Here is a 14,770-nt window from a genome sequence, read left to right as displayed (position 1 = left end):
CCGCACGATTCTGTTTGATAGCGGATGATAAATCCTATTACGGTATACAGAATCGGAGGGTGAGCTACACTGGTATCGATCGACGCTGCCGCGAGTCAGTCCTCGGTCCAGTACATCAGATCCTCGCGTTCGGTACCGCAGTTCGGACACTCGTCGGGGAGCCCCCCCTCGATATCGCCCATCTCGCCACACTCCATACAGCGCCACATAAGTTCCGCCTCGCCGAACGACTGCCCCGAGCGGGCGTGCTCGACGCTCATCGCTTCGGCACCCTCGCGGGTGGTGGCGAAGAACCCGCTCTGCTCGAAGCCGCGAATGCGCCCAATCTCGTTTCCGTCCTCGTCGTAGACCGTCTGTCCGAAATTGAGGTGTTCTATTGCCTCGACGGCCTCCTCGTCGCCCTCCTTCGCCGGTGTCTCGCCAGTCTCGACCATGGAAACGTCCACGCCGGCAACGCCGATAAAGACACAGCGCGCATTGTGCGAACGGCCGCTCGAGGACTCGGGGATCGTGATGAGGGGTTTCGCGTCAGTGGGTTAGGTTGCGACAGTCGTGAGCGCGTGCGTGTGACAGGCATCCCCAGTTCGAGGACACAGTAGAGTGACAATACACACCACGGTAATAGAAAACAATATACACCCGTCGGAGAGACACGTGGTATGATAATTCATCTCATCATCGGCGCGCTCGACGAGCGTCGGTCGATCGGCGTGTCCTCCCTCGAGTCGCAGCGAACGGTGGCGGCGATCGGGAACGGAAGACCGTGCGTGGGGAGTTCGGGAACCTCGAGATCGGAAGCCGCGGTCCCGTCGGGGGATTCGGCGATCGCACCCCTCAGACGCAATCCGTGTGCTCATACGAATGGAGCCCCTGCAAACGACGACGTGATTCGATCATGAGCGGGACCGGGATCGCACCCGTCGGCGACTGTCGAATCGCTTACCGGCGCGCGGGGACCAGCGGCCCGCCCGTCGTCCTCTGTCACGGGGCCGGGATCGACGACGCGACCGTCTCGTGGCGACACACGATCGACGCCCTCGCAGACGACTATCGAGTCTACGCGCTGGACTGGCCGGAGTACGGCAACAGCACGGGAGACGTCACGCACACCGTCGAGACGTACATCGACGTCCTCGAGGGATTCCTCGAGACGCTCCCCTTCGAGCGCGTCTCGCTTGCTGGCATCTCGATGGGCGGCGGCGTCGCGCTCGGCTACGCGCTCGAGCACCCGGAGCGAGTCGAGCGGCTCGCGCTCGTCGACAGCTACGGGCTCGGGGGGCGACTCCCCAGCGCCCTCGCGTGGAAGGCCCTGGCGCGAGTGCCCGGAATGACCGAATTCGGGAAGATCGCCGCCAGCACTACGTCGCGAAGCGTCCGCATGGTCCTCGATTCGCTCGTCGCCGACGCCGACGCGTTGCCCGACCGCTTCGTCGACGACGCCAGACGGAAGCTGATGGAACCGGGCTCGATACAGGCCTTCAAGGAATTTCAGGACAACGAACTCTCCTTTAGCGGCCGTGTCGAGACGAACTTCGTCGACGACCTCGAGTCCCTGTCGGTCCCGACGCTGCTCGTCCACGGGAAACAGGACCCGCTGGTCCCCCCCGAGTGGTCGATCCGCGCGGCCGACCGGATTCCGAACAACGAACTGGCCCTGCTCGACGACTGCGGCCACTGGACGCCTCGAGAGCAACCCGAGCAGTTCAACGACCGGCTCCGCGAGTGGCTGCCGGACCCGGAATATTCGCCGACGCCGCAGTACACCAAGGACGGAATGCCCGGCGTGACTCGAGCCAGCGGCGATTAATAAGTGATCGAGTTATAGTGGCCGGGAACGCGCGTTCGCCGCACTCGCGGCGAACCGCGTGACCCGGGGAAAGGCAGGCGGTTACCCGATTCCGACCGCGAGCGACCGCAGGGAGCGAGCGGGCCGACGACTGATGTGAGCGAGCAGCGCGAGCGAACGGAAGGAGGAGTGCTTTTATACTAAATTTTGCCGAGGGCCGCCATAGGCGGCCCGCAGAGCAAAATTTAGGTTTACATGAAGTCTTCAATACCGCTCTGCTTGTTCTTGTCATTTTCGAAGATGCTCTCGAGCGAGCGCTCGAGGACCTCTAACCGCTGTTTCGTGTAGTCGCGACAGTCGTACTCCTCGGCGACCTGGATCGCGGTTTGCATGTACTTGTTCACCGAGCCCTTGTGGACGGTGAGATTGACGCGACCGCCACACTCGCGGCAGTCGCCGGTCAGGGGCATCCGCCGGAACTTCTCGCCGCAGTCGAGACAGCGGGTCTCCTGCCGGGAGAACGCGCGCAGGTTGCCGATCAGGTCCGGCAGGAAGTGGTACTCGATGACTCGCTCGGCCACGTCGGTCTCGTCGACGGCCGCGAGTTTGCGCGAGAGCTCGAGCTGGGCGTCCATCTTGTCCATCATCGAGCCCAGCGTCTTGTACGCCGAGAGGTCGGGGCCCATCGCGATGTCGGTGGTGTCGTGGGTGTGCTCGAAGCCGGTGTACTCGAGATCGGTGCCGAGGTTCTCTTCGGCGATCTCGACGTCGACGTCTTCGGGGTCGGCCTGCTCCCGGGTCGCGAGGTAGAACTCGCGGGGGTACTGCGAGACGACGTCCATGTTGTGGGCCTCGTCGTCGATCTCGGAGGGATCGATGCGCGAGGACATGACTAAGGGTGCGTCCATCTTCCCGCCGCGCTGGTCAGGGAGGAACGACTTGCTAAAGTTAAGAAGTCCATCAAGAAGGAGCATTACGCAGTCCTCGTCACCATCGCATTGCTTTTGCGACATATTGTTCGCGATGAGGGAGTGCGTTTCGGCAACGGTGAGACAGTAGACCGAATCGACGGTCGATTCGGTATACTCGACCGACGAAATCCGTTCGACGAGATACGCGTCGTCGCCACCGTCAAAGACGCGTCGGCCCCGCGGGACGATTTCGTCGATGTGGGACTGCAAGAGATCGTCCTTTCGAGACAGGTGGAATCCCACTGTTTCGGCGAACCGACTCGCGTCTTCGGACGATATCTCGAGGACGTACGATAGCGCAGTCATCGACGGATCGTCTGTTTGGTAGAACTCCGGGAACTTCTCGTGAAGTGGAACCGGATCGGTGATCGTCGCTCGACCACAGATTCCCAGTCGGCTCAGTAACGCGAGCAGGTCTTCTTTGAGTTCGGAGCTGACTGTCGTCGCAGAGACCAGCAGCGCGTTCGCATCGACACCGCCGTCGCCGCTGAAATAGCCGCGGAGATAGGCAGCGACGATCTCGTCCGGTGCGTCGAAAATCGGCTGCGGGACGCGCTTCGTCTCCGCGAAGATTCCGGCTGCGAGCACCGAGTCGAAGAAGACGCGCACGAGTCGTCCCGAAACGGTCACTTTCGCCTCGTTTTCGCGATACGGATCGACCCCGAACTCTTCTCGGAGCACGTCGACGTAGAAATCGCGAGCCTCGGCTTCGGTTCCACAGATCGTTGTCTGGTGGATCTTCCCCTTCGGTGTCTCCTGTTCTCGCGCGAACCCTTCGGCGGCGTAATACCCCAACAGAGTGCCGACACGCTCGTTGAGTTCGACGAATCGATCGATCTCGGTCCGATCACGACGCATACCGAGCTGGACATCGTCCGGGACGAACTCGAGGAGTTCCTGCCGCGAACTAAACAGTTCGAGCAGCAGATCCGCAGGGAAGCTCTCACGGTACAGATAGTTGCTGAACGTCTTCTTGCTCAGATCGAAGTACTCGGCCGTACTCGTGAGGGGATAGAACTGGCCGTCCCACTCGTCACCGAGTCGTTCCTCGAAGAGTTCGTAGAGCCGGTCCTTCTCCAGTCCCTTGATCATCAGCCGGGATTGATCCACAGAGTCGACCTCAAGAAACTCCTCGAGGAGATCGAACGCGTGCGAAGCGTCGTCGGTATCGATGACATCGAGATGCTCGGGAACGACGGCGTGGTCCTCCGTCGTCAGTTGGGCGGCTTGTTTCGACTGGAGGCGGCCGTCTTCGTAGACGTGGACTTCGTGATCCGGCGTCAACGTGATTTCGCGACCGCTCCGCGTCTCGAGCCGAACGAGGTGGTCAGGTGCGGGATGCTTCGAGACGGCCTCGACCGGTTCTCGAGTGAGGTTTCCGTCCTCGTCGATCGATGGGACGGTGACGTCGCCGTCGAGTTCCTGAACAAGTGTCCCGAAATCGTCCGTTACGGGGTCATCGAGGCGTTCTTCGACGAGCGTTTCGATCGGTTCGTGGTGCCACTCATCTCCTTCGTCCCGGAACCAGACCTTCGTCTCGGGATGGAAGCAGTTCCGCCGTTTAGCCGCATGGAAGTACGGATGCGCGTATCCGACCGCCGCGCTCGTGAAACCGATCACCCTCCCGACAGTTGCCGCCGAGGTGTGGGGTGCCATTCCGAAGACGAGTTCGCCGACGAGGTCCTGCCGGTCTTCGAACTCGTAGTAGGGCTCGAGGCCGTAGTACTGCTCTAAGAGGTCGTCGATGAAGGCGGCCGTCTGGAGCATGTGTTCCGCTGCGCCGTTCGAGAGGACGATGTCCTGGACCTTGAGTTCGACCAGTTGGTCCTCGTGGGTCAGTGGCTCGCCGTGGATGTCCGCCTCGTAGCCGAGCGCTTGGAGTTGCCCGACATCGATGTCGAGTTCGCTCGCCCGGACGGAGGTGACCGGCAGGTCGGTCATGTCGTAGCGGACGGTGCCGTCCTTGAACGAGGAAACGTCGTGTTTCGCGCGGAGAATCCCCTTCTCGATGGGTTCGGGGATCTTGGTCGACGACGTGAGTCCCTTGACTCCTTTCAGGATCTCGAAGGCGTTCTCGCGCTCGCCGACTGACTCGAGGGCGTCGCGGTACTCCTCGTGGACGTCGATCTCGCGGGGTTCGACGCAGGTTCCCTCGCGCTCGCAGTGGTCGCACTCGACGCGGCCGGCCTCGTCGGGCTCGAGACGCTGGTCGCAGTCAGGACAGCGGTAGTCCGGCGTCGTCCGGGCGTTGCAGTCCGGACAGCGGTTCTTGAACGTCTCGGTGCCACAGGACTCACAGCGCTGGCGACCGATCTGTAGTTCGACGACGCCGGGAGTATCCGACATCGTCTTGGCGTGTTTGGCGGCGTCGGCGACGTTGCGCTGCGTGCCGCCGGCCTCGCCGATCGGGAACAGCGTATGGACCGCCGGGCTCAGATCGCGGCTCTCGGACTTCTCCGGTCGTCCCATCCGGTTGCCGACGCGCGTCGGGGCGCGTTCGCGGACCCGAAACGGCGCGACTTCGTTGACCGCCTCGATGGCGTTGTCGCCCTCGGTCTCGGTTCCCCACGTTCGGGCGCGCTCGGAGAGGTCGTCGTCGGTCCACGTGCGCTCGAGTTCGACGGCGGGCTCGAGGGCCGCGCCGTCGGCGGCGGTGCGTCGCGGTTCGCAGCCGACCGTGCGGACGAACGGTCGCCAGTCGTCGATTTCGATGCGGTCCTCGTCAGGCCGCTGGCGGTGCTCGAGGACGATCCGCTCGAGGACATCGCGGACGGATTCTGTATAGTCGAGCACGAGCGTCGAGTCGCCGTCGAGGTCGCCCTCGACCCGACCGTCCGCGACGGCCGCGGCGAGAGTTCGGAACGCGTCGACGGAGATATCGTGCCAGAGGGAGGTGTACTCGGGGTGAAGCGGCGCGTCGTACTCGGTGGCCCACTCCAGGGCTTCCGCGGGGTCGGGGAACTCGAGGTCGATACGGGGGTCGTCCTCGAGTGCCTGAACGTCCGCGCCCGCTGCCTCGAGATCCTGTACCCACCACTCGTAGGTGTAGGAGGCGGGCGCGAGCGGGTGGTTGTTCTCGACGAACTCGCCGTAGTTGACAAGGTACTCGCCGAGGTCGAGGATGGCCTCGACGCCGTTTCGGATCTCGAGGGCGTCCTCGGGGTCGTCGATCCGTCGAACGTCGCCGTTGGCGAGTTTGACCGTCGGTCCCTCCAGCGAGTCGACTGGGACGACCCCCGCCGCTTTGCCGGGGCGTTCGGTCTTGATCTGCGTGCCCGTCGCGAGGAAGTCGTCGACCAGGTGCATCGCGGCGGGGTGGACGCCGGCGGTCGCGAAGCCGTGATTTCGCGCCCGGCCGTAGCGGAGCCGGAAGCCGCCCCTCGCACAGGGATGAGAGAAGACGGGGCGGCCGGCGATCAGGTCACGAAGGAATTTCTCCGAGGTTTCGACGCGGGGCGGCCCCTCGGGTTCGTCCGCGTCGCCGTCGTTGTCAGCGGCGTCGTCCGCGACTTCGTCCTCGTGGCTTTCCGCAGACGCCTCGTCCGCGTCGTCACCGTCAGATTCGTCGTCCGCGGTTTCGTCCTCGTCGTCGGAGTAGTTGCCGTCGATGAGGTCCTGCAGCCACGGCCAGTCGACCTCGTCGAGATTGCGGGTGTAGCGCTGGATCTTCGGCGCTTTCAGCGCGATCCCCTCGCCGAGGACGAGACACATCCCGCCGCGGGCGCTGTTGGTGTCGACCCGCTCTAAGTCGCGGAAGCCGGAGACCTCCTCGTCGCCGGTGGCCTCCCCGTCGAGCATGATCGGGAGGTGTTTGGCGATGAACTTGGCCTCCTTTGCCTTGGGACAGTACTGAAGCCCCGTTTCCTTGTCGTAGAGGGCGATCTCCTCGGCGTAGCGTTCGACCTCCTCCTGGCGGATGTTGTACTGTTCGATGCCCACCAGCGCGCGCGTGTAGTCGGCCACGAGCACCGAGAGGGCCTGTGCGGTCCCGCCGGCAGAACGGATCGGGCCGGCGTAGTAGACGTTGACGAACTCGGTGCCGTCGTCGTTCTCGAGGATTTCGACCCTGTCGATCCCCTCGATGGGCGCGGCGACGACGCCTTCGGTCAGGAGCGCGACAGCGGTTCGGACCGCCCCCTCGATCTTGCCGGCTTTCGTCTCGTAGTCGCCGACGCGGCCCTCGGCGAAGTCCTCGGCGAGTTCGAGGGCCGCCTCCTCGCGGCTCATCTGCCCCTCGAGTTCGCGGACCCGCTCGGCGACGCCCGCGATCCCGAGGATGTTCTCGACGCGGTCGGCCATGTCCTTGGCGACCGGGATCTCGACCTCGGGTTTCGGATCGCCGCCCCGTTTCTTGGCTCGCTCGGCGACGTCTAGGGCCTCGTCGAGTTGGTCCTCGAGTCCCTCGAAGTACCGTTCGTCTTCCGGCCGCATGTCAGAGCCAGAGGTCGAGTTCGGTGGTCTCGTCGTACTCGCGCTCGAGGGGCTCCGCGAAGACGCGCATGTAGACCTCGCCGGCCCAGACCGTGGCCGCGTTCAGGTGCCCGGAATAGGTCGTGCCCTCGTCGTCCGAGAGGACGGCGTGCGTGTGAGCGAAGCGCTCGTCGTCGAGCCACGAGACGTTCCCGACGCAGCTGGCGACTTCCAGCGGCTCGTCGAACTCGATCGGGTAGTATTCACACTCGTCCTGATCGTAGAACCATAGTTCGGCGTCTTGGACCGCGCCGAGCGCAGTAAACCATGCGGCGTCGCCCTCGACATCGTCCGCGAGCGACTCGATCTCGGCCCGCCAGTCGGCACCGTGCTCGAGGCTGGCGACGTACTCCTCGGTGGTTTCGACGGCTCGGTAGTTCATACGCATCTACTGTGACGGCCGGCAGAAAAAGCCCACCGGTCGCGAGCGGTCGAGTGCAGCGCGGCCGATTCCCGCAGTGTCGGGGTTGCCCGCCGTTCCGAGCGACTGCGCGCGACGCGAGTTCGGACACGTGTCCGGAGAGATTTCCTCGATATCGCGGACACTAGTCACTAGTACAACCAGTATCCGATTATATAACCGATCACCGGTCGATCGGCCGAGAGGGAAATCGACTGAAATGTACAGTGTGAGCCATTAGTGTACAGAAATCGAACTCACACGAGAGAGTACGAGTCCATTATCGAGCAGTAAAAAGCGATTTGCGCGTGTTACCCTGCTGATACCAAAATAGGTGGGTTGCTACCACACAGCAGGATGGTGCCACAGCAATCAACGACGCGACGGCGACTCCTCGCCTCGGGAGCCGCCGTCTCCGCGGCAGTGGTCGCAGGGTGTATCGGTGGGGGCGGCAGCGGCGACGGCGACGCATTCCACTTCACGCAAGAGCAGTCCCGCGAGGAACAGTTCGACCCCGTCATCTCGAACGACGCCTACAGTTTTCAGGTGATACAGCTCGTCTTCGACGGGCTCTACGAGTTCGGCGAGAGCCTCGAGCTCCAGCCGAAACTCGCGACGGGCGAGCCGACCGTCGAGCGCGACGGCACTCGCTACATCTTCGAGATCGAGGAGGCCGCGGAGTTCCACAACGGCGACGACGTGACCGCCGCCGACGTGGCCCACTCGTTTACCGCGCCCGTCGAGGAGGAGACCGAAAACGCCGCCGAGTACGACATGATCGAGAGCACCGAGGTCATCGACGACTATCAGCTGCAAGTCGACCTCGGCGAGGAGCCGTACGGCCCGTTCGAACTCCAGACGATGGGCGTGACCGTGGTTCCCGAGTCGGTCCGAACCGACGACCGCGACGCGTTCAACACGGACCCCGTGGGGTCGGGGCCGTTCACCTTCGCCGACCTGCAGGAAAACGAGTACGTCGAGATCGAGCGGTGGGACGACTACTGGGGCGACCTGGACCCGAACCTCGAGCGGGTCCGCTTCGAGGCCCACGACGACGAGGCCGGCCGCGTCTCCGATATCCGCTCGGAGAACACTGACGCGATCGCGGGCATTCCCAACGACGACTGGGACGTCCTCGAGGGCGAGGACGGCGTGACCCTCCACTCGGCGGAGAGCCCGACGTTCATGTACATGGCGTTTAACTGCAACGAGGGGCCGACGGCAAACGCCGACGTACGGCGAGGGATCGCCCACTCGTTCTCGATGGGGGATTTCATCGAGTCCAACGGCGCGAACGTGACCTCGCCGATGTACAGCCCGATTCCGCCGGTCGTCAACGAGGTCTGGGGCTTCCCCGCGGACGAGTATCAGGACCTCCTCCCCGACTACGATCCCGACGAGGCCCAGTCGCTGCTCGACGAACACGCGCCCGACGGCTTCGAGCCGACGATCATCACGCCGGAGGGGATCCGGGCGCAACTCGCCGAGCGGATCGCCACCCGGCTGGACGAGATCGGCTACGGGGCGGATGTCCAAGTGCTCGACTTCGCGACGCTGGTCGACACGTACACGACCGGGAGCGCGGACGACTACCAAATGTACCTGCTGGGCTGGACCGGCGGCCCCGACCCCGATTTCTACCTCTACTCGCTCTTCCACGAGAGCCAAGAAGAGATCAATCAGGGTCACTTCTACGAGGGCAGCGACGGCTTCCACGACGCCATCGCACAGGCGCGTAACTCGGCCGATCAGGACGAACGGTACGACCTCTACGAGCCCGTCATCCGGGAGATCGTCGAGCAACTGCCGGCGCTTCCCGCGTTCACGCAGGACAACACGATGGCCTCGAGGGAGTACGTCCAAGACCTGCAAGCGCACCCGGAGGTCACGCGAAATCCGGACCTCATCGCTGATCACGCGAACGTGTCGATGGAGTGAGCACGCCGGCCGTTGGGTCGAGTTCGGCGGTCGGCGAATCGATCCGGCGGCCGGTCCGAAGCGGTCCGAGCGTAGCGACGAAACGACCACCCGACTCGCGAACCGATGAAGCTACTCAAGTACACGATATACAGGCTCCTGCAGGCGATCCCCGTCCTGATCGGGATCTCCGTCATCACGTTCCTGCTGGCGAATCTGGGGCCGGGCGATCCGGTCAGTCTGATGTTGCAGGGACAGGAACACAGCGAGGAACTGGTCCGAACGATCGAGCGCCGATACGGACTCGACAGGCCGCTTCACGAGCGGTACCTGACCTACATGGGCGGCCTGCTACAGGGCGATTTCGGACAGAGCATCCACCACCAGCGACCGGTCGCCGACCTGATGATAAACCGGGTCGGACCGACGCTCCTGTTGGTCCTGTCGGCCTACGCGTTCGCGCTGGCGACGGCGATCCCGCTCGGAATCATCGCCGCCAACCGGCGAAACGAGCCGACCGACCACGTCTCGCGGATCGCCGCGCTCGTCGGCGTCAGCACCCCCTCGTTCTGGATCGGCATCGTCCTGATCCTGATCTTCGCGGTCACGCTCGGCTGGCTCCCCTCGAGCGGGCTCATCTACCCGTGGCGGCCGCCGAGTGCCTACCGGGGGATCGACGGCCACCTCGAGCTCTACTACGAGTCAGTCAGACACCTCCTGTTGCCGATGATCGCGCTGGGGACCTTACAGATGGCGACGATCATGCGCGTCGAGCGGACCCAGATGATCGAGTCGCTACAGGGAGAGTACGTCAAGTTGGCCCGCGCCTACGGCGTGCCCGAGCGGACGATCCTGCGAAAGCACGCGTTCAACGTCGCACAGCTCCCGATCATCACCATCGTCGGGCTGAACCTGTCGACGGCGATCGGCGGCGCGGTGCTGGTCGAGACGGTGTTCAACATCAACGGGATGGGCCGGCTGTTCGTCAACGCGATCTCGACGAACGACTACCAGCTCGTGATGGGGATCACGATGATGCTCGGGTTCCTGTTCGTGATCGGCGTCATCATCACCGACATCTCCTACGCGTACGTCGACCCGCGAGTCACCTACGGTGAGCGAGAGTAACCATGGCAGTCAGTGAATCACAGCTCGAGAGCGGCCGGGAACCGGCGACCGAAGACGAGGAGGAAGTCGAGGCCCGCGTCGGCTGGCGCTACACCGTCGCGCGGATCAAACGGGACACGACGGCCCGCTGGGGGCTGTACGTCGTGACGATCGTGCTGTTCGTCGCGATCTACGCCGTGGTCGACAGCAACCTCTCACTGCTCACGTTCGGGCTCCTGTCGGATTTCACGTTCGCGCGACTACTGCCGATCTTCGATCACCCGACCCACATCCCGCCGCCGGGCGAGGGGACCCAACACATGCCGCCGTACTTCCCGCTCGCCGAGCAGGCGTGGAACCCGCTGCCCGCAGGCGGCACACTCGAGCATCCCCTCGGCACGGACCACACCGGGCGGGACTACTTCACGCGGATCGTCTACGGCACGCAGGTGTCGGTGTTCGTCGGGCTCGTCTCGACGTTCATCGGGCTCGCCGGCGGGACGGTCATCGGTGCCGTCGCCGGCTACTACGGCGGTCGGGCCGACGACATCCTCATGCGGGCCGTCGAGACGGTCTACTCGATCCCGCCGCTGATCCTCATCATCGTCTTCACCGTCTTCGTCGGCGGGGCGAACATCTGGTATGCCGTCCTCGGCGTCGGGATCACGTTCATTCCGGTCTTCGCCCGCATCATCCGGAGCCGGGTCCTGAGCATCCGCGAGATGGACTACATCGAGGCGGCGCGGGCGGCCGGCGTGAAAGACCGCCACATCATCATGCGACACGTCGTGCCGAACAGCTTCGCGCCGGTGCTGGTGTACGCGACGCTCCAGATCGGCGTGACGATCCTCATCGTGGCCGGGCTCTCCTTTTTGGGCTACGGCGCACAGCCGCCGACGCCCGACTGGGGCCAGATGCTCAACATCGCACACGGCTACATGCACTCGAACGTCTGGCTCTCGATCTGGCCGGGTATCGCGATCATGATCACCATCATGGGCTTCAACCTGTTCGGCGACGGCCTGCAGGACGCCCTCGACCCGCGAATCGACGACTAACAATGAGTTCCGAACCACTACTCCGCGTCGAGAACCTCAAGACGCAGTTCTTCACCGAAGCCGGTACAGTACGCGCAGTCGACGGCCTCTCCTTCGAGGTCCGCGAGGGCGAAATCGTCGGCCTCGTCGGCGAGAGCGGAGCCGGGAAATCGGTCGCCTCGATGAGCATCATGGGGCTCGTCGAGGCCCCCGGCGAGATCGTCGCCGGCGAGATCACCTACAAGGGCGAGACGATCTTCGGCCTCGAGGAGGGGCCGGACGGCGAATTACGAAAGCGAGACGACGCCCTCTCCGACGAGGAGATCCGGACCCGCATCCGGGGCAACGAGATCGCGGTGATCTTTCAGGACCCGATGGAGTCGCTCAACCCCGTCTTCACCGTCGGCGGCCAACTGCGGGAGTTCATCGAACTCAACCGCGGGCTGGGCGAAGACGAGGCGAAAGCGGCGGCGATCGACATGCTCCGGGAGGTCGGCATCCCCGATCCCGAGGAGCGCTACGAGGAGTACCCCCACCAGTTCTCCGGCGGGATGCGCCAGCGCGTGCTCATCGCAATGGCGCTGGCCTGCGAGCCCAGCCTCATCATCGCCGACGAGCCGACGACCGCCCTCGATGTCACCGTCGAGGGCCAGATCCTCGATCTGGTCGACGACCTCCAAGCGAAGTACGGAACGAGCTTCATCTGGGTCACCCACGATCTGGGCGTCGTCGCCGAGATCTGCGACCGGGTGAACGTGATGTACCTCGGCGAGATCGTCGAGCAAGCGCCCGTCGACGAACTGTTCTACGACACCAAACATCCCTACACGAACGCCCTGCTGGACTCGATCCCCCGTCCTGATCGAACCGTCACGGAACTCGAGGCGATCGAGGGGGTCATGCCGGAAGCAATCACCCCGCCGTCGGGCTGTCGGTTCCACCCGCGCTGTCCCGACGCGCGGGAGGTCTGCAAGCGGGTCCACCCCGAGGCGAAGGTGGTCGACGACGCCGGCGGTGAACCCCACCGCGCGGCCTGCGTCCAACACGACGCCTTCGACGTGGGCTACGACGAGAGCCCGCCGCTCGAGGGGGTCGCCGGCGGCGTGTCGACCGTGAGAGACGAGGGGAGCGGCGACTCGGGCGCGGACTCGGAACTCGCGGCCAACCCGACCGGCGACGACAGCGGGGGTGGGAGCCGTGAGTAGCGGCATTCGGTTGGACGAGGAGCACACGTACGACCGGGAGGGGCCGCTGCTCGAACTCGAGGGCGTCACGAAGTACTTCTCGCAGGAGTCGGGACTGCTCGCGGGCATGCAGTTCGATCCGGGCACGTTCCCGCCGATCAGCGTCGATCGGGAGCACGTCGAGGCGGTCGACGACGTCTCCCTCGAGGTGCGGCCCGGCGAGACGCTCGGGCTCGTCGGCGAGTCCGGCTGCGGCAAGAGCACGCTCGGGCGGACGATCCTGCGCCTGCTCGAGCCCACCGAGGGGGACATCTACTTCAAGGGAGAGAATCTGGCCGACCTGAGCGGCGAGGAACTCCGGCGGACCCGCTCGGACATGCAGATGATCTTCCAGGACCCCCAGTCCTCGCTCGATCCGCGGATGAAGGTCGGCCAGATCATCGAGGAGCCGATGCGGGCCCACGGGCTGCTCGACGACGAGGGCCGGGAGGCCCGGGCGAAGGACCTCCTCGAGAAGGTGGGGCTCGATCCGCGCCACTACAACCGCCATCCACACGCCTTCTCCGGCGGGCAGCGCCAGCGGATCAACCTCGCGCGAGCGCTGTCGGTCGATCCCGATTTCGTCGTCTGCGACGAGCCCGTCTCCGCGCTGGACGTCTCCATTCAGGCGCAGGTACTGAACACGATGGACGAACTCCAAGACGAGTTCGGACTGACCTACCTCTTCATCGCCCACGACCTCTCCGTGATCCGCCACATCTCCGACCGAGTCGCGGTGATGTACCTCGGTCACATCGTCGAGTTGGCGGAGAAAGAGGAGTTGTTCGAGAACCCACAACACCCCTACACCCGCGCCCTGCTCGAGTCGATCCCCGTCCCCGACCCGCGGGAGGACGGCGCGCGCGGCGTGCTCGAGGGTGAGGTTCCCAGCCCGGTCGATCCGCCCTCGGGCTGTCGGTTCCGAACGCGGTGTCCGCGCCTGATCGCCCCCGACGCGTACGACTGGGCCGACGGGGAGTGGGCCCAGACGCGAGCGTTCATGCGAGCGATCAAACGGCGGTCGTTCGAATCGATGTCGGCCGCGGAGATGCGACGAGAGTTCTTCGACGGCCGCCCGCCAGGCGGCGAGGCGGGCTCGGTCGTCGAGGAAGCGATCGACCTCGTCGCGAACGATGGCGAGACCGACCGCGAGGCCGACGACGAAGCCGACTGCTGGGAAGCGGCGACCGATCTCCTGCTCGACTCTTTCGCCGAGCAAAGCGTCTGTGCACGCGAGCGACCGGCCTACGAACTCGAGCCCGAACGCGGCGACGGGACCCACTTCTCGGCCTGTCATCTGCACCGCTGAGAGCGCGCGAGTGTCGAGGGGGTCCGGTGCCGAGAACGGTTCGATTCTGTCTCGAGGCGCTGCACACGATTCTGGCGGCGTTCGCTCGAGCGATCGCATGACTCAATGGGATCGTGAGAGTCGTTCGCTAATGGTCCGATCGCCGATTATCCAACACGGACTATCATCGCAAAAAGGCTTACAAGGACGACACGATTATTAACTCGTGTATGAGTAAGATACTCGCCATCCTGGCAACGCACACGAAATTCGGCGCGAAGATGCAACGAACGATCGAGCACTCGCCGTCGTTCTCGGGCGTGCAGACGAGCGATGACGGTCGCCCCGCGACGCAGGTCTCTCCGGGCGGGTTCCTCACCGGATAACCCGGTACGGAGCCACTCAGACCGTATCGTCCGGCTCTCACCGGTCGACCGTCGGAATTGGGGCCGAAATCACACGGCGAGTTGCAGACGACACGCAGCGATCGTCCGGAGGCAGTCCGCCCCCGGTTCCGGTCGAGATTCGCTCTTCGTTACGCCTGTCTCTTATACACATCTCTGATGGCGCG

10 protein-coding genes are annotated in these 14,770 nt (G+C 64.4%); 7 read left to right on the top strand and 3 right to left on the bottom strand.

What is annotated here, in order from left to right; genetic code table 11:
- Positions 1–95: 95 nt before the first annotated feature.
- On the bottom strand, positions 96–434 hold the full coding sequence (locus C489_RS14720) for a DUF7130 family rubredoxin-like protein (protein ID WP_006432106.1): 339 nt from the start codon (positions 432–434) through the stop codon (positions 96–98).
- 461 nt (positions 435–895) lie between these two features.
- Here C489_RS14720 and C489_RS14715 point away from each other — a divergent pair, with 461 nt between their 5' ends.
- Positions 896–1,807: an alpha/beta fold hydrolase gene (locus C489_RS14715; RefSeq protein ID WP_006432105.1), complete on the top strand. Its 912-nt coding sequence runs from the start codon at positions 896–898 to the stop codon at positions 1,805–1,807.
- A 230-nt stretch (positions 1,808–2,037) separates the two neighbouring features.
- Here the strand turns inward: C489_RS14715 and polC are convergent, their stop codons facing one another.
- On the bottom strand, positions 2,038–7,188 hold the full coding sequence (polC, locus tag C489_RS14710; RefSeq protein ID WP_006432104.1) for a DNA polymerase II large subunit: 5,151 nt from the start codon (positions 7,186–7,188) through the stop codon (positions 2,038–2,040).
- Between the two features lies 1 nt (position 7,189).
- Positions 7,190–7,609, bottom strand: a complete 420-nt coding sequence (locus C489_RS14705; protein ID WP_006432103.1) for a PPC domain-containing DNA-binding protein — start codon at positions 7,607–7,609, stop codon at positions 7,190–7,192.
- Between the two features lie 375 nt (positions 7,610–7,984).
- On the opposite strand from C489_RS14705, the gene C489_RS14700 reads away from it, so the two are divergent.
- The 6 genes from C489_RS14700 (at position 7,985) to C489_RS22240 (ending at position 14,585) form a co-directional block, all read left to right on the top strand.
- Entirely contained in the window at positions 7,985–9,565 is a 1,581-nt protein-coding gene (locus C489_RS14700) for an ABC transporter substrate-binding protein (protein WP_049890915.1), read from the top strand.
- A 105-nt stretch (positions 9,566–9,670) separates the two neighbouring features.
- The gene (locus tag C489_RS14695; RefSeq protein ID WP_006432101.1) at positions 9,671–10,672 is read left to right on the top strand and encodes an ABC transporter permease; all 1,002 of its coding nucleotides are present in this window, start codon (positions 9,671–9,673) and stop codon (positions 10,670–10,672) included.
- A 2-nt stretch (positions 10,673–10,674) separates the two neighbouring features.
- Positions 10,675–11,709 carry an ABC transporter permease gene (locus tag C489_RS14690; RefSeq protein WP_006432100.1) on the top strand — a complete coding sequence of 345 codons (1,035 nt, stop codon included), beginning with the start codon at positions 10,675–10,677 and terminating at the stop codon, positions 11,707–11,709.
- A gap of 2 nt (positions 11,710–11,711) precedes the next feature.
- Positions 11,712–12,893, top strand: coding sequence for an ABC transporter ATP-binding protein (locus tag C489_RS14685; protein ID WP_006432099.1), 1,182 nt, complete (start codon positions 11,712–11,714; stop codon positions 12,891–12,893).
- Positions 12,886–14,220: an ABC transporter ATP-binding protein gene (locus C489_RS14680; RefSeq protein WP_049890914.1), complete on the top strand. Its 1,335-nt coding sequence runs from the start codon at positions 12,886–12,888 to the stop codon at positions 14,218–14,220. The genes C489_RS14685 and C489_RS14680 overlap by 8 nt, the downstream gene beginning before the upstream one ends.
- 209 nt (positions 14,221–14,429) lie before the next feature.
- On the top strand, positions 14,430–14,585 hold the full coding sequence (locus C489_RS22240; protein WP_006432097.1) for a hypothetical protein: 156 nt from the start codon (positions 14,430–14,432) through the stop codon (positions 14,583–14,585).
- The last annotated feature ends 185 nt before the right edge of the window (positions 14,586–14,770 follow it).

The sequence above is a fragment of the Natrinema versiforme JCM 10478 genome (assembly GCF_000337195.1).
Lineage (GTDB): Archaea > Halobacteriota > Halobacteria > Halobacteriales > Natrialbaceae > Natrinema > Natrinema versiforme.
The sequence above is the reverse complement of the archived record's forward strand: the minus strand, read 5'-3'. Positions and strand labels throughout refer to the sequence as shown.

What these genes read in the sequence shown, in the direction of transcription:
- C489_RS14720 (WP_006432106.1), bottom strand. Translation starts at nt 434, where the DNA reads ATGGTCGAGACTGGCGAGACACCGGCGAAGGAGGGCGACGAGGAGGCC.
- C489_RS14715 (WP_006432105.1), top strand. Translation starts at nt 896, where the DNA reads ATGAGCGGGACCGGGATCGCACCCGTCGGCGACTGTCGAATCGCTTAC.
- polC (WP_006432104.1), bottom strand. Translation starts at nt 7,188, where the DNA reads ATGCGGCCGGAAGACGAACGGTACTTCGAGGGACTCGAGGACCAACTC.
- C489_RS14705 (WP_006432103.1), bottom strand. Translation starts at nt 7,609, where the DNA reads ATGAACTACCGAGCCGTCGAAACCACCGAGGAGTACGTCGCCAGCCTC.
- C489_RS14700 (WP_049890915.1), top strand. Translation starts at nt 7,985, where the DNA reads ATGGTGCCACAGCAATCAACGACGCGACGGCGACTCCTCGCCTCGGGA.
- C489_RS14695 (WP_006432101.1), top strand. Translation starts at nt 9,671, where the DNA reads ATGAAGCTACTCAAGTACACGATATACAGGCTCCTGCAGGCGATCCCC.
- C489_RS14690 (WP_006432100.1), top strand. Translation starts at nt 10,675, where the DNA reads ATGGCAGTCAGTGAATCACAGCTCGAGAGCGGCCGGGAACCGGCGACC.
- C489_RS14685 (WP_006432099.1), top strand. Translation starts at nt 11,712, where the DNA reads ATGAGTTCCGAACCACTACTCCGCGTCGAGAACCTCAAGACGCAGTTC.
- C489_RS22240 (WP_006432097.1), top strand. Translation starts at nt 14,430, where the DNA reads ATGAGTAAGATACTCGCCATCCTGGCAACGCACACGAAATTCGGCGCG.